Annotated in this window: 17 protein-coding genes; 2 read left to right on the top strand and 15 right to left on the bottom strand. The window is 68.3% G+C overall.

Annotated features, from left to right (window positions below; genetic code table 11):
• Positions 1-15: 15 nt before the first annotated feature.
• Together F5X71_RS06660 and F5X71_RS06655 are read right to left on the bottom strand one after the other, a co-directional pair.
• Complete coding sequence (locus F5X71_RS06660; RefSeq protein WP_167461139.1) at positions 16-1,593, bottom strand: Na+/H+ antiporter; 1,578 nt, start codon at positions 1,591-1,593, stop codon at positions 16-18.
• Between the two features lie 137 nt (positions 1,594-1,730).
• Positions 1,731-2,729 (bottom strand): DUF418 domain-containing protein, encoded by a 999-nt coding sequence (locus F5X71_RS06655; protein WP_167461138.1) that lies wholly within the window; start codon positions 2,727-2,729, stop codon positions 1,731-1,733.
• A gap of 121 nt (positions 2,730-2,850) precedes the next feature.
• On the opposite strand from F5X71_RS06655, the gene F5X71_RS06650 reads away from it, so the two are divergent.
• Positions 2,851-3,297, top strand: coding sequence for a MarR family winged helix-turn-helix transcriptional regulator (locus tag F5X71_RS06650; RefSeq protein ID WP_167461137.1), 447 nt, complete (start codon positions 2,851-2,853; stop codon positions 3,295-3,297).
• Positions 3,298-3,316: 19 nt separating this feature from the next.
• Positions 3,317-3,697: a DUF5313 family protein gene (locus F5X71_RS06645; RefSeq protein WP_167461136.1), complete on the top strand. Its 381-nt coding sequence runs from the start codon at positions 3,317-3,319 to the stop codon at positions 3,695-3,697.
• A gap of 164 nt (positions 3,698-3,861) precedes the next feature.
• Here F5X71_RS06645 and F5X71_RS06640 read toward each other — a convergent pair whose 3' ends face one another.
• The 13 genes from F5X71_RS06640 to F5X71_RS06580 form a co-directional block, all read right to left on the bottom strand.
• Positions 3,862-4,746: an aminoglycoside phosphotransferase family protein gene (locus F5X71_RS06640; protein WP_167461135.1), complete on the bottom strand. Its 885-nt coding sequence runs from the start codon at positions 4,744-4,746 to the stop codon at positions 3,862-3,864.
• A gap of 40 nt (positions 4,747-4,786) precedes the next feature.
• Positions 4,787-5,416, bottom strand: coding sequence for a hypothetical protein (locus tag F5X71_RS06635; RefSeq protein ID WP_167460065.1), 630 nt, complete (start codon positions 5,414-5,416; stop codon positions 4,787-4,789).
• Positions 5,417-5,511: 95 nt separating this feature from the next.
• The gene (locus tag F5X71_RS06630) at positions 5,512-6,111 is read right to left on the bottom strand and encodes a hypothetical protein (protein ID WP_167461134.1); all 600 of its coding nucleotides are present in this window, start codon (positions 6,109-6,111) and stop codon (positions 5,512-5,514) included.
• 14 nt (positions 6,112-6,125) lie between these two features.
• Entirely contained in the window at positions 6,126-7,082 is a 957-nt protein-coding gene (locus tag F5X71_RS06625; protein WP_167461133.1) for an MlaD family protein, read from the bottom strand.
• Positions 7,079-8,107 (bottom strand): MlaD family protein, encoded by a 1,029-nt coding sequence (locus F5X71_RS06620; RefSeq protein ID WP_238815749.1) that lies wholly within the window; start codon positions 8,105-8,107, stop codon positions 7,079-7,081. Before F5X71_RS06620 ends, F5X71_RS06625 begins: the two co-directional genes overlap by 4 nt.
• 98 nt (positions 8,108-8,205) lie before the next feature.
• Positions 8,206-9,291: an MlaD family protein gene (locus F5X71_RS06615; protein ID WP_167461131.1), complete on the bottom strand. Its 1,086-nt coding sequence runs from the start codon at positions 9,289-9,291 to the stop codon at positions 8,206-8,208.
• Entirely contained in the window at positions 9,291-10,313 is a 1,023-nt protein-coding gene (locus tag F5X71_RS06610; RefSeq protein ID WP_167461130.1) for an MlaD family protein, read from the bottom strand. The genes F5X71_RS06615 and F5X71_RS06610 overlap by 1 nt, the downstream gene beginning before the upstream one ends.
• Entirely contained in the window at positions 10,301-11,302 is a 1,002-nt protein-coding gene (locus F5X71_RS06605; protein ID WP_167461129.1) for an MlaD family protein, read from the bottom strand. The genes F5X71_RS06610 and F5X71_RS06605 overlap by 13 nt, the downstream gene beginning before the upstream one ends.
• Positions 11,299-12,294 carry an MlaD family protein gene (locus F5X71_RS06600; RefSeq protein WP_238815748.1) on the bottom strand — a complete coding sequence of 332 codons (996 nt, stop codon included), beginning with the start codon at positions 12,292-12,294 and terminating at the stop codon, positions 11,299-11,301. Before F5X71_RS06600 ends, F5X71_RS06605 begins: the two co-directional genes overlap by 4 nt.
• A gap of 36 nt (positions 12,295-12,330) precedes the next feature.
• Positions 12,331-13,197, bottom strand: coding sequence for an ABC transporter permease (locus F5X71_RS06595; RefSeq protein ID WP_167461127.1), 867 nt, complete (start codon positions 13,195-13,197; stop codon positions 12,331-12,333).
• Positions 13,198-13,199: 2 nt separating this feature from the next.
• Positions 13,200-14,045, bottom strand: coding sequence for an ABC transporter permease (locus tag F5X71_RS06590; RefSeq protein ID WP_167461126.1), 846 nt, complete (start codon positions 14,043-14,045; stop codon positions 13,200-13,202).
• Between the two features lie 298 nt (positions 14,046-14,343).
• A complete protein-coding gene (locus tag F5X71_RS06585; RefSeq protein ID WP_167461125.1) occupies positions 14,344-15,435 on the bottom strand; it encodes a calcium:proton antiporter in 1,092 nt (363 codons plus the stop codon).
• A 122-nt stretch (positions 15,436-15,557) separates the two neighbouring features.
• Positions 15,558-15,965 (bottom strand): PPOX class F420-dependent oxidoreductase, encoded by a 408-nt coding sequence (locus F5X71_RS06580; protein WP_167461124.1) that lies wholly within the window; start codon positions 15,963-15,965, stop codon positions 15,558-15,560.
• Positions 15,966-16,131: the final 166 nt, after the last annotated feature.

Raw genomic sequence — 16,131 nt, 5'->3', positions numbered from 1 at the left:
TCGATCCGCGCTCGGTCAGCGGCCACCGAGATCGAGTCGCCTGGTCACCCGGTCGACCAGATCCGGTGGCATGCCTGGTTCCCGGCGCGCGGCCAGCGCCTCCCGACGGCCCGCCTCCATGACATCGGCCCTAATGTCCCGTAATTTCTTGGCCACCTTCATGTTCCGCTCTTCCTCGGCCTTGGCGTCGGCGTCCGCGGCCTGCGGGTCGGCACGGGCCATGCGCTGGCGCAGCGCGTCGCGGAATCGCTCGTAATACTCTTCGGGCAGATGCTGTTCCGCCGCAATCTCTTTCAACCGGGACAGCTGTGCTTTGACGACCCGCTCCCACAGCCGACGTTCCAGTTCGCGTTCGCGCTTGGTGTCGGCGTGCACCCCGGTCAGACGGACCACCAGCGGCAGGGTCGGCCCCTGCAGCAGCAGGGTGAACAGGACTACGGCGAACGCGGTGAACAGGATCTCGGTCCGTCCGGGGAAGTCCGCGCCGTCATCGGTGACGATCGGAATGGCCAGTGCCAGCGCCACGGTCGCCACGCCGCGCATGCCCGCCCACCAGGTGACGATGGTCTCGCGCCAGGTGTAGGGCTCGTCGACATCGGACCTGCGCCACCACGCGCGGCCGAGTGCCCACGTGGTCATCAGCCAGACCAGCCGCAGGCCGACGACCACGGCGACCACCGCGCCCGCGCCGCCGAGCAGGCGAGGCCAGTCGTCGCCGGTCGCCTCCAGCACCGCGCCGAGTTCCAGGCCGATGAGTCCGAAGGCGAAGCCGCTCAACAACATTTCGGCGATGTCCCAGAACGAGTCGCCGACCATCCGATAGTCCGGATCGCCGAACTCGGTGACCGCGTCGGTCAGATACAGCGCGCAGACCAGCACGGCGAGCACGCCGGAGCCGTGCAACTGCTCCGCGAGCCCATAGGCCGCGAACGGCAGCAACAGACTCAGTGCCACCCGCCACGTCGCCTCGCCGAGGTAGTCGGTCAGTTTGCTGCCCGCGACACCGAGCACCAGGCCGACAAGGACCGCGACCACCGCCGAGACCACGAACTCCGCCAGCGCTCGCGGCGCCGAGAAATGCCCGCTGACCACCGCCTGGATCGCGACGCCGTAGAGCACGATCGCGGTGACGTCGTTGAACAGGCCTTCGCCGCCGAGCACCACGACCAGACGGCGCGGCAGGCCGAGGCTGCCCGCCAGCGCGGTCGCCGCGACCGGATCAGGCGGTGCGACAAGGGCTCCCAGTGCGAACGCGGCCGCGATCGGCAGTCCCGGGTACCAGGCGTGGAACACCGCGGCCACCCCCGCCGCGGTCGCGATGACGAGTCCGACCGCACGCAACGCGATCGGTCCCCAGTTCTCCGCGAACTGCCGCCACGAGGTGCGCCGGGCCGCCGCGTACAGCAGCGGCGGCAACACCAGCGGCAGGATCAGATCGGGCGCGACGTCGACCCGCGGCGCGAACGGCAGCAGCGCCACCACGCAGCCGAACACCGTCATCAGCACCGCCGACGCGACGCCGATCCGGTCGGCCAGCGGCTCGGCGAGGATCGCGGCGAACAGGATGACCAATATCAGCACCAACTGGTCCATGACCGTCCAGTCTGCGGCGCGCCGGGCCGGTTGCCGCTTCGGCACGCCGTGCCGGAGCGATCCCGGAGCGCGGCGCAGCGTCGCTCCCCCGCGGCCGCCGAGCGGGCCCGCTCACATCACCGATGCGCCTCGACCGCTCACCACCGCCGGCTCGGCTCGGGCGCGCGGCGCGCGGGCACCAGTTCCCACCAGGTCACACAGCGCCACACCCATTCCAGCGGGCCGTAGCGGAACAGCTTCAGCCAACCCCAACTGAACAGCGCCTGGACCGCGATGATCGCGGCCGCCAGGCCCAGCAGCAGGGCGTATCGGTCCGAACCGGTCAAACCGATGTGCGGGGCGATCAGCAGCACCAGGGCCGTCGCGCCGATGTAGTTGGTGAGCGCCATCCGCCCCAGGGGCTCGAGCACCTCCGAGAGCACCGCGCCCGCTTCGGTGCGCAGCACCAGCAGCAATCCGGTCAGATACGCGAGGGCGCCGAGCAGGCCGGCGACCGCGGGGATATTGCTGGCCAGCAGGTCAAGATAGGAGATGCGGAACTCCAGCACGGCCGCCACCACGGCGGCGGGCAGGGCGAGCGCGAACACCGCGGCGATCTGCCTGCCGCGCTCGTCGAGGGTGTCCGCGATCCCGTAGCGGGCGGTCGCCAGGCCGAGCAGGAACAGTCCCGGCACCAGACCGAAGCCGCCGCCGAGCACCACCGCCACGCCCACCCCCGCCGCACCGAGCAGCAGCACCAGCCAGTCCGGCAGGCTCGTGGCGGGCAGCAGGATGACCAACCCGACGATCGCGTAGGGCAGCAGCGCCTCGCCCGGTTGGGACTGGTGGTGCGCGAACCCGAGCACGCCGAGGGCGACCAGGCGCCGGATCAGCACCAGCCGCGGCCGGTCGGTCCGCGCCGACGCGCTGTCCAGGAACAACGCGAAGCTGAGCCCGAACAGAAAGGAGAAGATCGGAAAAAACCGTCCCTCGAACAGGATCGAGAGGACATGTCGCAGCGGGATCAGCTCACCCGGCGCCTTCACCGCGGTCATGTCGGTGAGCTGCCAGATGTTGACGACCAGGATCCCGCACAGGGCGAATCCGCGCACGGCATCGAGTTCGTGGATGCGTAATCGGCCGGGATCGTTCTGCATGCGTCTCAAACTAACCACCGAATCCGCGCGCACCGCGCATCTGCGGACGAGATGTCGCCCACACACTTCATGCATTAACTGTTAGTGCGTTAATCTTGGAGGCGACCCACGAGGAGGACAGATGGAGATCGAGGATCCGCTGCAGCTCGATCGGCAAGTGTGTTTCGCGCTGGCGGTGGCCAATCGCGCGGTACTCGCGGTCTATCGGCCGTTGCTGGAGCCGCTCGGGCTCACCCATCCGCAGTATCTGGTGATGCTCGCGCTGTGGGGCGAGGCGCCGATGTCGGTCAAGGCGATCGCCGAGGCCATCCAGTTGGACTCCCCGACCCTGTCGCCACTGCTCAAGCGGCTGGAGAGCGCCGGGCTGATCAGCAGGGAACGCGACAGCCGCAACGAACGCAACCTCGTGGTGAACCTGACCCCGGCCGGGGTCGCCCTGCGCGAGCAGGCGCTACAGATTCCGCCCGCCGTGGTCGAGCGGCTCGGGGTGAGCATGGCCGACCTCGAGGAACTGCGTGACGTACTCACCCGCGTCAACACCGCGGCCCGCCGAACCGTGCCCGCCTAGCATCCCGAGGAGTTCGCGCATGTCCCGAGAACAGCGACGGCCCAACCCGATTCAGTGGTTCGGTTATGCCTTCGGGCGTCGGCTGCCCGATTCCATGATCGACTGGGTGCGCCGTGACCTCACCGGCAAGTACGCGGTCCCAAGACATCTGGTGCGCGGGCTGATCCCGTTCACCCCGCTGTTCGCGGTCTTCCTGCTCTTCCCCGGTGAACTGTGGCTGCGCGGGTCGATGGTGCTGCTCGCACTGCTGCTCGCCCTGTTCTACACGGTGTCGTTCATGCCGATGAACCGTGCGCACCGGCTGGCCAAGCACGGCCTGCCCGCCGACCTGGAGAATCCGCGACGCGCCCGCCGCCGGGCCGAGGAACGCGCGAGATACGCCGCCCAGCACCCTCATTGAGCGCCGAGGACATCTACCGGCGCGGTGGCCGGCGCCCCCGCCGCCGCCCGGTAGATCGCGCGGGCGGCGCCGTCACCGTCGCCCGCACCCGCCCCCGCTGCCGCCACGGCACATGCGCGGGCCGAACATCCTGTCGTGCCCATCGTTTCCGCATCGCCGACCACTCAGTGCAGGGCCCAGGGGGCGATATCACGAACCGCGCGACATCCATCGTCTTCGAGGTCCCCCACCGCGACAAAGTCCAACCAGTTCCGCACCGCCCGCACCAATGTCCACCCCCGCGCCCGCTCAGGATCCAGGCGCGCGCCGTCGACAATCGCCGCGAACCTGTCATCCAGCGACGACTCCGCGCGGCGGTTCCACAGCAGTGACAACGTCGTGAATTCCGGATCGCCGACGAGCGGTTTCGGATCGATCACCAGCCACGGCTCCCGCGCGCCCCCGAGCACGTTCGCGTAGTGCAGATCCTCGTTGACGAGCAGTCGAGCGGCGCTCGGTCCCCACTGGGCGCAAGCGTCCACAGCCGCGTCGAGCAGCCTACGCGGGAACGGTTCGCCCAAACGCCGCCAGTCCCTGGGCAATTCGGTGATCCACCGTTCGGCTTCGTCCCGCAGGTCCCGACCGAGGCCCGGCGGCGCCGGAATGGCGAGGCGCCGCAGCAAGCCGGAGATGATGCGCACCGCGTCCCCGATCGGCGCATCCGCCAGCGTGCGCGTGGCATCGAGGCGTTCCAGCAGCAGCACGCCGCGCTCCGGGTCGCTGTCCAGCAGCCGTACCGCCCCCGCTCCGCGCCAGGCGGCGAGTGCGGTCGGCTCGTCGCGAGTCTCCGCGGTCACCAGCGTCAGTTTCAGTACGGCGGGGGTGTTGTCCGCTGTCCGCATAGGGAGTACCAAGCCTACGAACCCGTGGGTCAGTGGGCCGTCGGGGGTCAGGTGCCATCGGTCGGCAAACTCCGCGGCGAGGGCGGGTACACCGGTCAGCCAGGTGGAAGCGCGGGGGCCCTCGTAGGTGACCAGCTGTTCAGCAAACTGGGTCGGGACAACTATCACCTTCTCAGCGTCCCAGGGGTGTCCACCTATTTTCGTGCCGTCAGCGTACGGCGGGCACCGGCGGGGGCGGGGGCGGGAACCCGGGCAGCGGCGGCACGAAGATCGGCGCCGGCGGCGGTACGGGCGGTGGCTCGGGCGCGACCGGCGGCTCCGGCTCCGGTGCGGGCTGCGGGGCGGGGGCGGGCACGACCGGCGGCGCGGGCGCCGGGGCAGGCGCAGGATCGCCGGCGGGCTCGCAAAGCCATCCTCCGCCGGGGCTCAGCCCCCACTGCGCGACGATCCCGTCGTGCGAACAGTCGTCACCCACTCGATGAGCGTCACGTCCCTGTCCCCGCGGCACGCACATCCACTGGCCGTCGCGCAGATCCCACTGCGCGACGATGCCGCCCGCCGAACAGTCGTCCCCGATCATGCGCGCCGATTGCGGGGCCACCGGCGACGGTCCGGGTGACTGCAAGGTAGCGGGCCCACGATGGACCGTGATGGTCGGTGTCGGGCTCATCTTGGTCGAGCTCCGAGTCGACATCGAACCCGGCTCGCGCTCCTTGGCCTTCTCACTCGACTGGAACAGCAGACCGACCGCCACCACCAGCGCGAGCACCGCGGCGACCACGGCCGCGACGGCCAGCATGCGCGAATCGTCGCCCCGCCCGCCTTCGGGTGTCGCCATCGAAACCGCCTTCACTGCTGGGACAGGAAATACCGGTACGAATGCACAGCTGATCAGAACGGGAGGTTACCTGAGAGTTGCTGAATGGCTCGGCATTACTGCTTGGGCAGCGCGCCAGTCACTCCCCCGACGTCGGCGACCTTCCAGCCGTTGTTCGGGTCCACGTTCACGGTGTAGGTGGCGGTGGTCTGCGCGCCCTCGGGGGTCTGCGCGCTGGTCGATGTGACGTTCAGAAAGACGTTGACCTTGTAGATCCCGTTGTCGGTGCTCATCACCTTCGCGGCGATCGGGCTCGAGGTGGAGGTCCACTTCAGCGGCACCAGGATGTCCTGCAGCTTCGACGCGGTCGCGTCGAACTTGTTGGCCAGCTGCGGGGTGGTGTTGGTCTTGAGCTTGGCGACCCAGGAGTTCACATCCTGGAAGTCGATGTTGGAGGCGCCGACCGCGTAATCGGTGGCGACCTGTTCGGCACGCTGGTTCGCGGCGGCCGCGGCGTCGCGATCGCTGAGCTCACCGCGCGCGGAGAACCACAGCCCGGCGAACACGACGGTCGCGGCCAGCAGCGCCACCAGGGCGGCGCCGGTCACGATCGTGGACAGCCGGATCGAGACGGTCCGCACGTCCCTGGCCGGTGCGGCCGCGGTGTCGTTTTCCTCGGTTGCCGGCTTCGGTTCGGTCACAACGTCGTTCGACATCGCGGCCTCCTTTCCTACTTGATCGCGACCCGCACCTTGACGGCGCCGTCGGCGTCGACATCGGCGAGGGCCTGGGAGATCAGATCTGAGATATCGATCCGCGGCGCGGCCGCGACGATCGCGTCCACCAGCGGGCGCAGCACCGGAGCGAGCGAACTCAGCTCCGGCTGCAACTCGCGCAAGGTGGCGATGGTCTTCTCGGTGAACGGGGCGACACCGTTGCCGGTGGTGTACTGCTCGATCGACTGACCGTCGACCATCGTGCCCACGTGGTCGACCAGGTTGCTCACCGCCTGAGCGAACTTCAACCACTCGGGTGCGGCGGCGCTGAACGACGGGCCGACCCAGTCCATGTTGGTCGCCGTGCTCTGCAAACTGTTGAGCAGCGAGACGATCTGCGGGTTGCGGCTCATGACCGCCGCGGCGAGCAGATCGCCCGAGCGGGCGAGATTGGGGATCGCGCTGTCGGTGCCCGCCAGCGACTGTTCCGCCGTGTTCACCAACGAGCTGACCACCTGGGGGTCGAGCTGATTCAGCGTCCGGGTGGCCAGCCGGGCCACCTCAGGAATCGACAGCGGCATCCGCACCGCGCTGGTCCGCAACTGCTGACCGTCCCGGATGTACGGTCCGCCTTCGGAATTCGGGCGGAACTCGACGTACGGCTCACCGAGTGCGGACAGGTGCTCGATGGTCACCGTGCTGTCGGTGGGCACCCGGCGATCGGCGACGAGCTTCATGCCGACCTCGACGCCGCCCGCGCTGTTGGTCACCGACTCGACGCGACCCACCTCCATGCCGGTGAGCAGCACCGGGGAGCCGACCGCGAGCCCACCGGAGTTGGTCAGCACCATCGTCGCCTCGGTGTACTCGGCGAGCGGATCGACCCGCACCACGCCGAAGGTCAGATAGCCCGCGCCGAGCACGACGATGGCGGCGATGCCGCCGAGCGAGGCAAGGGGCCCGAGCTTCATCGGACGACTCCGATCATGCGTAGCGTCTGGATGATCCGGTCCGTCTGGTCCTGCGCCGACACCACGTCCGCACCCTCGGCCCGCACTCCGACGATGTTCACCTTCGGGCCACGCTCCGCGAACGGAATGACCTTGTCGCGCAACAGCGAGACCAGTGCCCGCAGATTCGACGGCTGACTCAGATCCAGCGGGCGGGCCGAGGCCAGCAGGGGCAGGAAGGCCTGCACGGCGCCCTCCGCGTTGCTCAGCATTGGAGCCAGCCAGGTGAGCGAGGTGCCGATCGGACCGAGCTGGTCGAAGATCTTGGTCACCCCGATGATGGACGGCGCGATGCCGTTCATCTGGTCCACCGACTCCTGGCTGAGCAGCTGCGCGAGCTCGGGCCGGATCTTGTGCAGGACAGTCGAATTGTTGTCGATGCCGTCGAGCAGCGAGTCGAGTTCATCGAGGTGATTGCCGAGGTCGACGGCGTCGTCGGCCATGGTCTTGCCGATCTGCGCGGTGCGGGCGGTATCGGCGGGCAGCACATCGTTGAGCTGTTTGATGGTGTCCTGCACCTGCTGTACCGCGCCGCCCTGGGTGAACGTGGCCAGCGCGGCCATCGTGTCCTCCAGCTGCACAGGCGGTTTCGTCTGGGCCAGGCCGATGGTGCCGCCTTCGGGCAGCAGTGTGCCGAAGCCGTCGGTCGGGGTGAGCAGCGCGAGGTGGATGTCGCCGAGCACGGTGTTCTGCCGCAGCTCGGCACGCGTGGTCTCGGGTAGCCGCACCGACTTCGAGATCATGGCGTCGACCACCACATAGCCGCCGCGCCCGCCTGCCTTGGCCGGATCCACCACCGAAACACCGGAAACCGTGCCGACCTGAGCGCCGTTGGCCATGATCTTGGCGCGGGCAGGCAGATTCAGCACGTTCTCGAACTGGATCGCGATGTGATAGGTCGGGCCGGAGATCTCGGCACCCGGCACGGGCACCGACGCGGGATCGAAAGCACAGCCGGAGGCGGGCAGCGCCACCGCCAGAACCATGGCCACACCGACCGCGAAACGCGCTCCCCGCCTGCCGCTTTCGCGGCGGACACGCTGGAACGAAACGACAACGCGGCCGGTCTCGTCACGGCACAGTTTCATCGGGTACCCACCAATCCGAACACCAGCGCCGCCACGTCGACCTGCGCCAATCCGCCGTCGGCGGTGCACCGACCGGGCACAAGCGCGTTCACCGCCGCGCAGACCTGGTCCGCGTTCTCCTGCGGCAGCGCGACCTTGGGCGGGGCGTAGGTGATCCCGGCGGCGCCAACGGTGCGGAACGCGTCGGTCAGCACCGGCGTCATCGAGACGACCTGGGCCAGCGAGCCGACCCGGGCACGCAGGAACTTCACCAGCGGCACCGTAAAATCGAGTGCCTTCGACAGCGGTCCGCCGAAGGCCATGGTCAGGTCGTTCAGCACCGGAAGCAGCTGCGCCAGACCGTCGATCACCTCGGCGCCCGGCTCCAGCAGGGTGGTGCGCGCCGTCACCAGTACCGGCGCCAACCGGGTGAACATGGATTCGATATCGCCCCAATGTTCTTCGACCTTCTTACCGACCGAGGAGAAGGCATCGAAGACGCCGACCAGGTGCGCAATATCGGCGTCGGGCGAGGCCATGGCGCCGCTCAGCTGCTTGATGATCTCGTTGATCTGCGGCCCGGTCCCCGCGGTGGCCGCGTTCAATTGGGCCAAGCCGTTGGCCAGCGCGTTCGGCGTCTTGGCGTCCGGGCCCGAGATCTCCGCGGACAGCTTCGCGACCGCGTCGAGCGTCTCGGTGACGCTCTTGGGCGTCATCGTTTTGGTGATGCACTGCCCGGAATCCCAGCGCGCGGTGTCCTTTCCGGTGGACACAACGGCGAGCTGGCGGGCCGCGACGATGCTGTCGGCCAGCGTGGTGGCGCCCGCGTCGGCATAGACCGGTTTGTCGGCCTCCACCGCGAAATCCACCCGCATCGCTTTGCCTTGCGGCGCAATGGCGGTCACCGTGCCGACCGGGATGCCGCGCATGGTCACCTGATTGCCGACATACAGCCCGACGGTGTCGGGCATGATCGCACAGTAACTTTCGGTCTTCTTCAGCGGATCGAAGGCGACGAAGTAGGCGACGACGACGAGCAGCACCGCGACGGCCGCGCCCGAGACCGACATGAACGCGCGGGATCCGAGGATCTTGTGCAGCATCAGCAGTCCTTCCCCGGCACCGGAATACACACCCGCGCGGGCGCGGTGATCGTCTGGCCTGACTGGTCGACGCGCACCCCGTCCTCGGGGATGGCCAGCGCGGACACCTTCTGCTGCATGTCCTGCACCGAGCCGACGACCGGATCGAACCGGTTCAGCAATTCCTCCAGCCGCGGCAACGCGTCGAAGAGCTGCTGCAACTTGGCTTTCGCCGCCGCGTAGGTCGGCGCGATCGCCGCCGCCTTGTTCAGGACCTGGTTCAGCAGACGGATGGACTCGCTCAACTCCGCGCGCTTGGACAGCACCAGATCCTCCAGCAGGTTAGTGGCCTGCACCAGCCTGCCCAGCGAACCTTTCGCGCCGTCGTACATGGTGGTGTACTCGTCGGCGTTCGCGATCGCCTTGGAGATCATCACGTGCTGGCGGTTCAGGTCGTCGACGAAGCTGTTGAGGCTGTCGAGCGTGGTGCGCAGCGTGTCGGGTGCCTGGGCGACCGAGGTGCCGAGCGCGGCCAGGTTACGCCGCAGGGTGTCGCCGTCGATCTTGCGCAGCGGCTCCGCGGCGTCCTGGAAGGTCTGCACCAGGCTGTACGGCAGCCGGACCCGGTCGACCGGAATATGCTTGCCGCCCAACGGCTTCGAGCCGGACGGGAACAGCGCCAGGTAGTTGCCGCCGACGATGGTGAGCATGCGCACGTCCAGTGTCGACTCGTCACCGACGAACACCGCCGAGTCGACGGTGAACCGCATGATCACCCGATCCGGTTTCAGCTCCAGCGATTTCACCGAGCCGACACTGATGCCGGCGACCCGGACGTCGTCGCCGACCTGCACCGACTGCGCCTCGGCCAGCTCGGCGGTATAGGTCTTCTTGCCGAACGGGACGACGTAGAGCACGCCGACCGCGATGGCCAGGATGGCGACGAGCGCCACACCGATCAGCCCGAGCCGGATCTCGCGCCGCGTCGTCTCCGCCTCGCCGACCACCCGGCGGCCCTGGAAAAGCCTGCTCACCCAGCGCATACCGCCACCTGCTGTCCTGCGATCAAGACACCGAGCACCTGCGGCACATCGGCCTGTCCCTTGGAGCACCGCGGCTTCCAGCCCGCCGCACCGGATTTGGGAATGGCCGCGTCGAAGCCCGCGAGCAGGCCTGGCAGCTTGTCGAACACCTCGAGCGCCTGCTGCGGATCGGGGAAGATCTTCTGGATCAACGCGTTCACGTCGTCGGGGCTCTGCAGCCCGAGCGCGTCGAACAGGTTGTTCAGCGGACCGAGCACCGACGGCGCGGACGCCGCGAAATCGGCGAGTCCGTTCATATTCGACTGCAAGCCGGAGATGATGTCGGCGAGCCGGGCCAGAATCGGCACCATGTAGTGGATCTTGCCGCCCGCCGTCTCGTGCAGGTCCGAAAGATTCTGCAGCACCACGTCGATCACCTGCTGGCGGTCCTTCACGTGCGCGGCCAGTTTGTCGATCGCCTCCAGCGCGGGGCCGATCCCGTTGCCGTCACCCTCGATCAGCGCGACCATGCTCGCGCTGAACTGGTTGATCTCCTCGGGCGAGAGGGTGGCCAGCACCGGCTTCAAGCCATTGAACATGCTGGTGACATCGAAGGAGGGCACGGTGTGGTCGATGCCGACGGTGGCGCCACCGGCCAGGCGCTTGCCCGGCTGCGGCTGTTGCTGCAGGTCGATATAGCGCTGTCCGGTGAGATTCTGGTAGCGGATGGCCAGCTTCGAGTTGTCGTAGATCGGCGCATCGGTCTTGAGCGACAACATGACTCGGGCCTGCGTACCGACCAGCGAGATGCCGTCGACCTTGCCGACCTGCACGCCGTACATGCGCACGTCGTCACCGACCTTGAGGCCGTTGGCGTCGGTGAACAGCGCGGCGTGCGCCTCGGTGGGACCGGCGACCGGGCGCTTGATCGCCGTGCAGACGACGATGAGCACCCCGATCATCACCACCGCGAACAAGCCGAGCCGCCACGCGGCGGCGCCCACCCTCATCGCACACCTCCCAGCAGCGGTGCCAGCACCGGCATGCCACTGACATCGATCTCAGTGTTCAGGACAGGTCCGTCCGGGGTGTCGGGCATCGCCGCACGCAGACGCCGCAGCAGTTCGGTGAGCTCGGCGCCCGACTGCGCCGGCCGCGGCACCATCTGCGCGAGCAGCTCTAGCACCGGGCCGAGCATGTCGGTGACACCGGACAGGCCCGCGCCCGCCGCGGCGCCGAGGCCCGCGATACCCGGCAGCAGCCGGTCGGTGTGCATCCGCACGCCCGCGTCGAAGGCCTCCCGATCACGTTGCAGCCGTGGGTTGTTGCGCAGCGTGTACACCATCAGTTCGTTGGCGCCCGCGAAGTCGCCCGCGCCGTAGAACGCGGGGCCTAGCGCGCCCGCCAGCTGTGATGGCGGCATCCGCTGGGTGTCGGTGACGATCTGGGCCACCTGGATGATCGCCTGCGCCAGCGGGGTGAACGCCTTCATATCGCGCGAGACCTGGTCGATCACCGTGGCCACCTGCGGCGTGAGCACCGAATCACCGGTCTGCGACAGGCTGCGCAGCATGCTGCCCATGGTGGCGTCGAATACCGCGTCGGTGTGCGCGCCGGTCAGGTCGATCACGCTGTCATCGCGCAGCGCGGATCCGCCCGGACCGCGGCGCAGTCCGATCTCGCTGATGCCGAACAGGTTGGCGGGCGCGTAGTCGACCAGCAGGCTGTCATCGAGTCCGTGCAGTTGGGTTTCGTTCAAGCGCAACGTGATCCGCTGGGTGCCGCGTTCGTCCGGCGCGATCGCCTCGACCGTGCCGATCTGCACCCCGTCCAGCCGCACCGGGGTGCCGGCGAGCACACCGTCGCCGATCTGCTCGGTGTGCAGCGTGACGTGTAAACCGCCGTCGGAGCGCAGCTCTCGATACAGCACCACCGTGGCGAGCACGGCGAGCAGCACCACGAAGGCGACCACGCCGATGAGCCTGGTCCTGCGCTGATCCACCGCCACTCCGGGCATTCCGTAACTAGGCATCCGCGGCTACCCCGTGAAGCTGATCGTCGCGTTGAAACCCCACAGCACGATGGTGAGGACCATGTCGATGGCCACGATCGCCACCGAAGAGGCGCGCACCGCACGCCCGGACGCGATGCCGACGCCCTCGGGACCGCCGGTGGCGAAGAAGCCGTAGTAGCTGTGGATGAGGATCACGACGGTGGCGAAGATGGCCACCTTGATCACTGCGGCGACCACGTCGAACCCGGAGACGAACTGGAAGAAGTAGTGGTCGTACACGCCTGCGGACTGCCCGTGCACCAGCGTGATCAGCCCGCGGCAGGACAGGTAGGCCAGGATCAGGCCGATCAGGAAGGTCGGCACGATCGAGATCGCGCCCGCGATCACCCGGGTGGTGACGACGAAGGGCACCGAGCGCAGGCCCATCGCCTCGAGCGCGTCGATCTCCTCGGAGATCCGCATCGAGCCGATCTCCGCGGTGATGCGGCAGCCCGCCTGCGCGGCGAAGCCGATGGCGGCGGCGATCGGCGCGAGCTCGCGGGTGGTCGCGTAGGCGGAGACGATGCCGGTGACCGGGCCCATGCCGAGCATGTTCAGCATGGTGAAGGATTCGACCGCCACCGAAGCGCCCATCACCAGGCCGAGCACGATCATCATCGGGACTGTGCCGCCGCCGACGATGACCGAGCCGCGGCCCCAGGTCATATCGGAGATGATGCGCAGCGTCTCGTCGCGATAGTGCTTGAGCGTCGCGGGAATCGAGGAGAGCACCTGCCAGACGAAGGCGAGCACGAAGCCGAGCGCCTCGAAGCGGCGCAGCAGCAGACCGCGACGGTGATAGAACCGCGAGAGCTTGCCCAGCCCTTTGGGCACGTAGGTCGAGGCGGACATGGTCAGACCAGCCTGGTGGGCAGGAACATCTCGACGACCTGGGTGACGCCCAGGTTGACGATCGCGATCGAGACGACCGAGAGCACCACGGCCGCGTTCACCGCGTCGGCCACGCCGCGCGGCCCGCCCTTGGCCTCCAGCCCGCGCTGGCAGGCGATGACCACCACGAGGAAGCCGAACAGCGCCGCCTTGAGCAGCGACACCCACACGTCGGCGACGGTGGTGAACGAGCCGAAGGTCGCCCAGTAGCTGCCGGGGGTGACGTTCTGACCGCCGACCGCGACCGCGTAACCCGCGACGATGCCGACGAAGATGATGAGGATGTTCAGCAGCGGCGCCACGAAGATCATCGCGACCAACCGCGGGATCACCAGGCGTGGCACCGGACTGATGCCCATGGTGTTGAGCGCGTCGATCTCCTCGCGGATCGTGCGCGCGCCGAGGTCGGCGGCGATCGCGGCCGCACCCGCGCCACCGAGCAGGAAGCCGGTGGCCAGCGGCGCGCCCTGCTTGATCACGCCGAGGCCGCCCGTCGCGCCGAGCAGTGAGTCCGCGCCGAGGGTGTGGATGAGATTGCCGACCTGGATCGAGACGATGACGCCGAACGGGATCGCGATCAGGATCGCGGGTATCGCTGTGACGGTCACCAGGCGCCACGCCTGGGTGATCGCTTCTCGCCACTGGAACTGACCGCGCACGATCCCGGTGACCGCGCCGGTCGCCGATTCCCGTGCGATGTCCACCGCGCGACCGAAGGTCCGCAGCGAAGAGACGACCGTGTCGGAGAAGTTCTTGCGGACGACACGGACGGCAGCGGCGCTCGAGCGAGCCCGGGTCACCGACGGCACGCGCTACCCCGACCGAACCGGTGTGTCTCGAGCTTCAAAATCGCACTCTCCATGATGGGCGTCACTTCCACATGAAGCTATCGGTGACCATAGGTCACAGTAAAGCCGGTCACGGTGTGAGCATCGCCTCTAAAACACTTGCTGGCAGCTTGCGTGATCCGCAGGTCAAAGGCTCAACTTCGAAGTCGATTCCCATTCTGGAACGAGTTATCAGCACAGATCGGCTATTGCGGTGACCGACACCACGTAGCTCAGCTAACACTGAGCAAGATAACGGCACGGTCACGGGCGCCGGGCGCTACGGACTGGCGGCCAAGAAGACGAAGGCGGAGAACAGCGCGAGGTGCACACCGCCCTGCAGCAGCGTGGCTCGGCCGGGCACCACGGTGAGCGTGCCGACGATGACGGTCAGGCCGAGCAGCACCATCTGGGTGGCGCCGAGCCCGAGCTCCAGCGGACCGTCGAGCCAGATGGTCGCGACCGCGATCACCGGAATAGTCAGGCCGATACTGGCCATGGCCGAGCCGAGCGCGAGATTGAGACTGATCTGCACCCGATCCCGGCGGGCCGCGTTGACGGCGGCGAGCGTCTCGGGAAGCAGCACCAGCATCGCGATCACCACACCGACCGCGGACTGCGGCAACCCGGCCGAGACCACGGCCGACTCGATGGACGGGGAGACGACCTTGGCCAGTCCGACCACACACACCAGCGCGACGAACAGCAGGAGCAGCGCGAGCAGCGCGGCCTTGGCGGTGGGTCGCGCGTCGTGCGCGTCGTCGTCGGTGACCACGCCGTCGCCCTCGACGGGCAGGAAGTCGTCCGGATGCCGCACTGTCTGCACCATCACGAACAGCCCGTAGAGCGCGAGCGAGGCGACGGCGGCGAAGGCGAGCTGCGCGGCGGAGAACTCCGGCCCCGGCGTGCTGGTGGTGAAGGTCGGCAGCACGAGGCTGAGCGTGGCCAGCGTCGCCACGGTGGCCAGCGCGGCGCCGGTGCCCTCGGCATTGAACACCGCCACCCGGCGGCGCACCGCACCGACCAGCAACGCGAGGCCGACGATGCCGTTGCAGGTGATCATCACCGCGGCGAACACAGTGTCCCTGGCCAGCGAGGCGGCCTTGTCCCCACCGGAGATCATGAGCGTGACGATGAGCGCGACCTCGATGACGGTCACCGCGACGGCGAGCACCAGCGACCCGAACGGTTCGCCGACCCGGTGCGCGACCACCTCCGCGTGATACACCGCCGCGAGCACCGCGCCGATGAGGGCGGCGGCCACCACGATCACCGCCACGCCGGACAGACTTCGCCCCCAGGTGAGCGCGAGGGCGAGGGCGGCGAGCAGGGGAACGACGACGGTCCAGCGGTCGGTCAACACACGGATCATGGGATCCATCGTTGCAGCAAACCCTCCGCACACAGGTCAGAGCGGTGTCAGCGGGCGATTTGCCGGTTTTCGACGGCCACCGCCCGGCCTGGGACGTGGTCCGTGGCCGGGCGGCGCGTGAGTCAGTGGTCCCGCAGGGCGTACCCGCTCGCACCGGTCGGCCGGACCGCGATGGCCACCCGATCCTTCGCGTCCGGCGGCACCACCGAGCCGCGGCCGTACCGCTCGGCCAGGCGGGTGTAGAGGGCGCCCTCGGGATCGTCGTCGACATGGTCGACCACACCGCGCACCTCGATGTACCGATAGGGATTGTCCGGATCGAAGATCGAGATCGAGACGCGCGGCTCCTGGGCGAGGTTCTTGAACTTCTGCCGGAAGTTGGTGTGGGTGAACCAGATGTACTCGCCGTCCCACACGAACCACATCGGGTTCACCTGCGGCGCCCCGTCCGGCCGCGTCGTGCCGAGGCTCGCGTAGATCGGGCGCTCGAGCAGGTCGCGGGCCTTCTCGGGAATCTCGTAGGTCGGCATACACCCTCCAGTCGTGTGCGGTCTGCGGGACCTCGCGGGTCACCGGAGGATATGACATCGACGAGCGCCGATTTCTTCCACGCGCGGCCCACATTCATCCCAGCTCTACGCCTGGGGGCCGCCAACAGGTACGTTCAGCCCAGCCGAACGAATTCGTGCCCCCACT

The organism is Nocardia brasiliensis (assembly GCF_011801125.1).
Taxonomy (GTDB): domain Bacteria; phylum Actinomycetota; class Actinomycetes; order Mycobacteriales; family Mycobacteriaceae; genus Nocardia; species Nocardia brasiliensis_C.
This window is presented reverse-complemented; position numbering and strand designations above follow the sequence as displayed.

What these genes read in the sequence shown, in the direction of transcription:
- F5X71_RS06660 (WP_167461139.1), bottom strand. Translation starts at nt 1,593, where the DNA reads ATGGACCAGTTGGTGCTGATATTGGTCATCCTGTTCGCCGCGATCCTC.
- F5X71_RS06655 (WP_167461138.1), bottom strand. Translation starts at nt 2,729, where the DNA reads ATGCAGAACGATCCCGGCCGATTACGCATCCACGAACTCGATGCCGTG.
- F5X71_RS06650 (WP_167461137.1), top strand. Translation starts at nt 2,851, where the DNA reads ATGGAGATCGAGGATCCGCTGCAGCTCGATCGGCAAGTGTGTTTCGCG.
- F5X71_RS06645 (WP_167461136.1), top strand. Translation starts at nt 3,317, where the DNA reads ATGTCCCGAGAACAGCGACGGCCCAACCCGATTCAGTGGTTCGGTTAT.
- F5X71_RS06635 (WP_167460065.1), bottom strand. Translation starts at nt 5,416, where the DNA reads ATGGCGACACCCGAAGGCGGGCGGGGCGACGATTCGCGCATGCTGGCC.
- F5X71_RS06630 (WP_167461134.1), bottom strand. Translation starts at nt 6,111, where the DNA reads ATGTCGAACGACGTTGTGACCGAACCGAAGCCGGCAACCGAGGAAAAC.
- F5X71_RS06625 (WP_167461133.1), bottom strand. Translation starts at nt 7,082, where the DNA reads ATGAAGCTCGGGCCCCTTGCCTCGCTCGGCGGCATCGCCGCCATCGTC.
- F5X71_RS06620 (WP_238815749.1), bottom strand. Translation starts at nt 8,107, where the DNA reads ATGGTTCTGGCGGTGGCGCTGCCCGCCTCCGGCTGTGCTTTCGATCCC.
- F5X71_RS06615 (WP_167461131.1), bottom strand. Translation starts at nt 9,291, where the DNA reads ATGCTGCACAAGATCCTCGGATCCCGCGCGTTCATGTCGGTCTCGGGC.
- F5X71_RS06610 (WP_167461130.1), bottom strand. Translation starts at nt 10,313, where the DNA reads ATGCGCTGGGTGAGCAGGCTTTTCCAGGGCCGCCGGGTGGTCGGCGAG.
- F5X71_RS06605 (WP_167461129.1), bottom strand. Translation starts at nt 11,302, where the DNA reads ATGAGGGTGGGCGCCGCCGCGTGGCGGCTCGGCTTGTTCGCGGTGGTG.
- F5X71_RS06595 (WP_167461127.1), bottom strand. Translation starts at nt 13,197, where the DNA reads ATGTCCGCCTCGACCTACGTGCCCAAAGGGCTGGGCAAGCTCTCGCGG.
- F5X71_RS06585 (WP_167461125.1), bottom strand. Translation starts at nt 15,435, where the DNA reads ATGATCCGTGTGTTGACCGACCGCTGGACCGTCGTCGTTCCCCTGCTC.
- F5X71_RS06580 (WP_167461124.1), bottom strand. Translation starts at nt 15,965, where the DNA reads ATGCCGACCTACGAGATTCCCGAGAAGGCCCGCGACCTGCTCGAGCGC.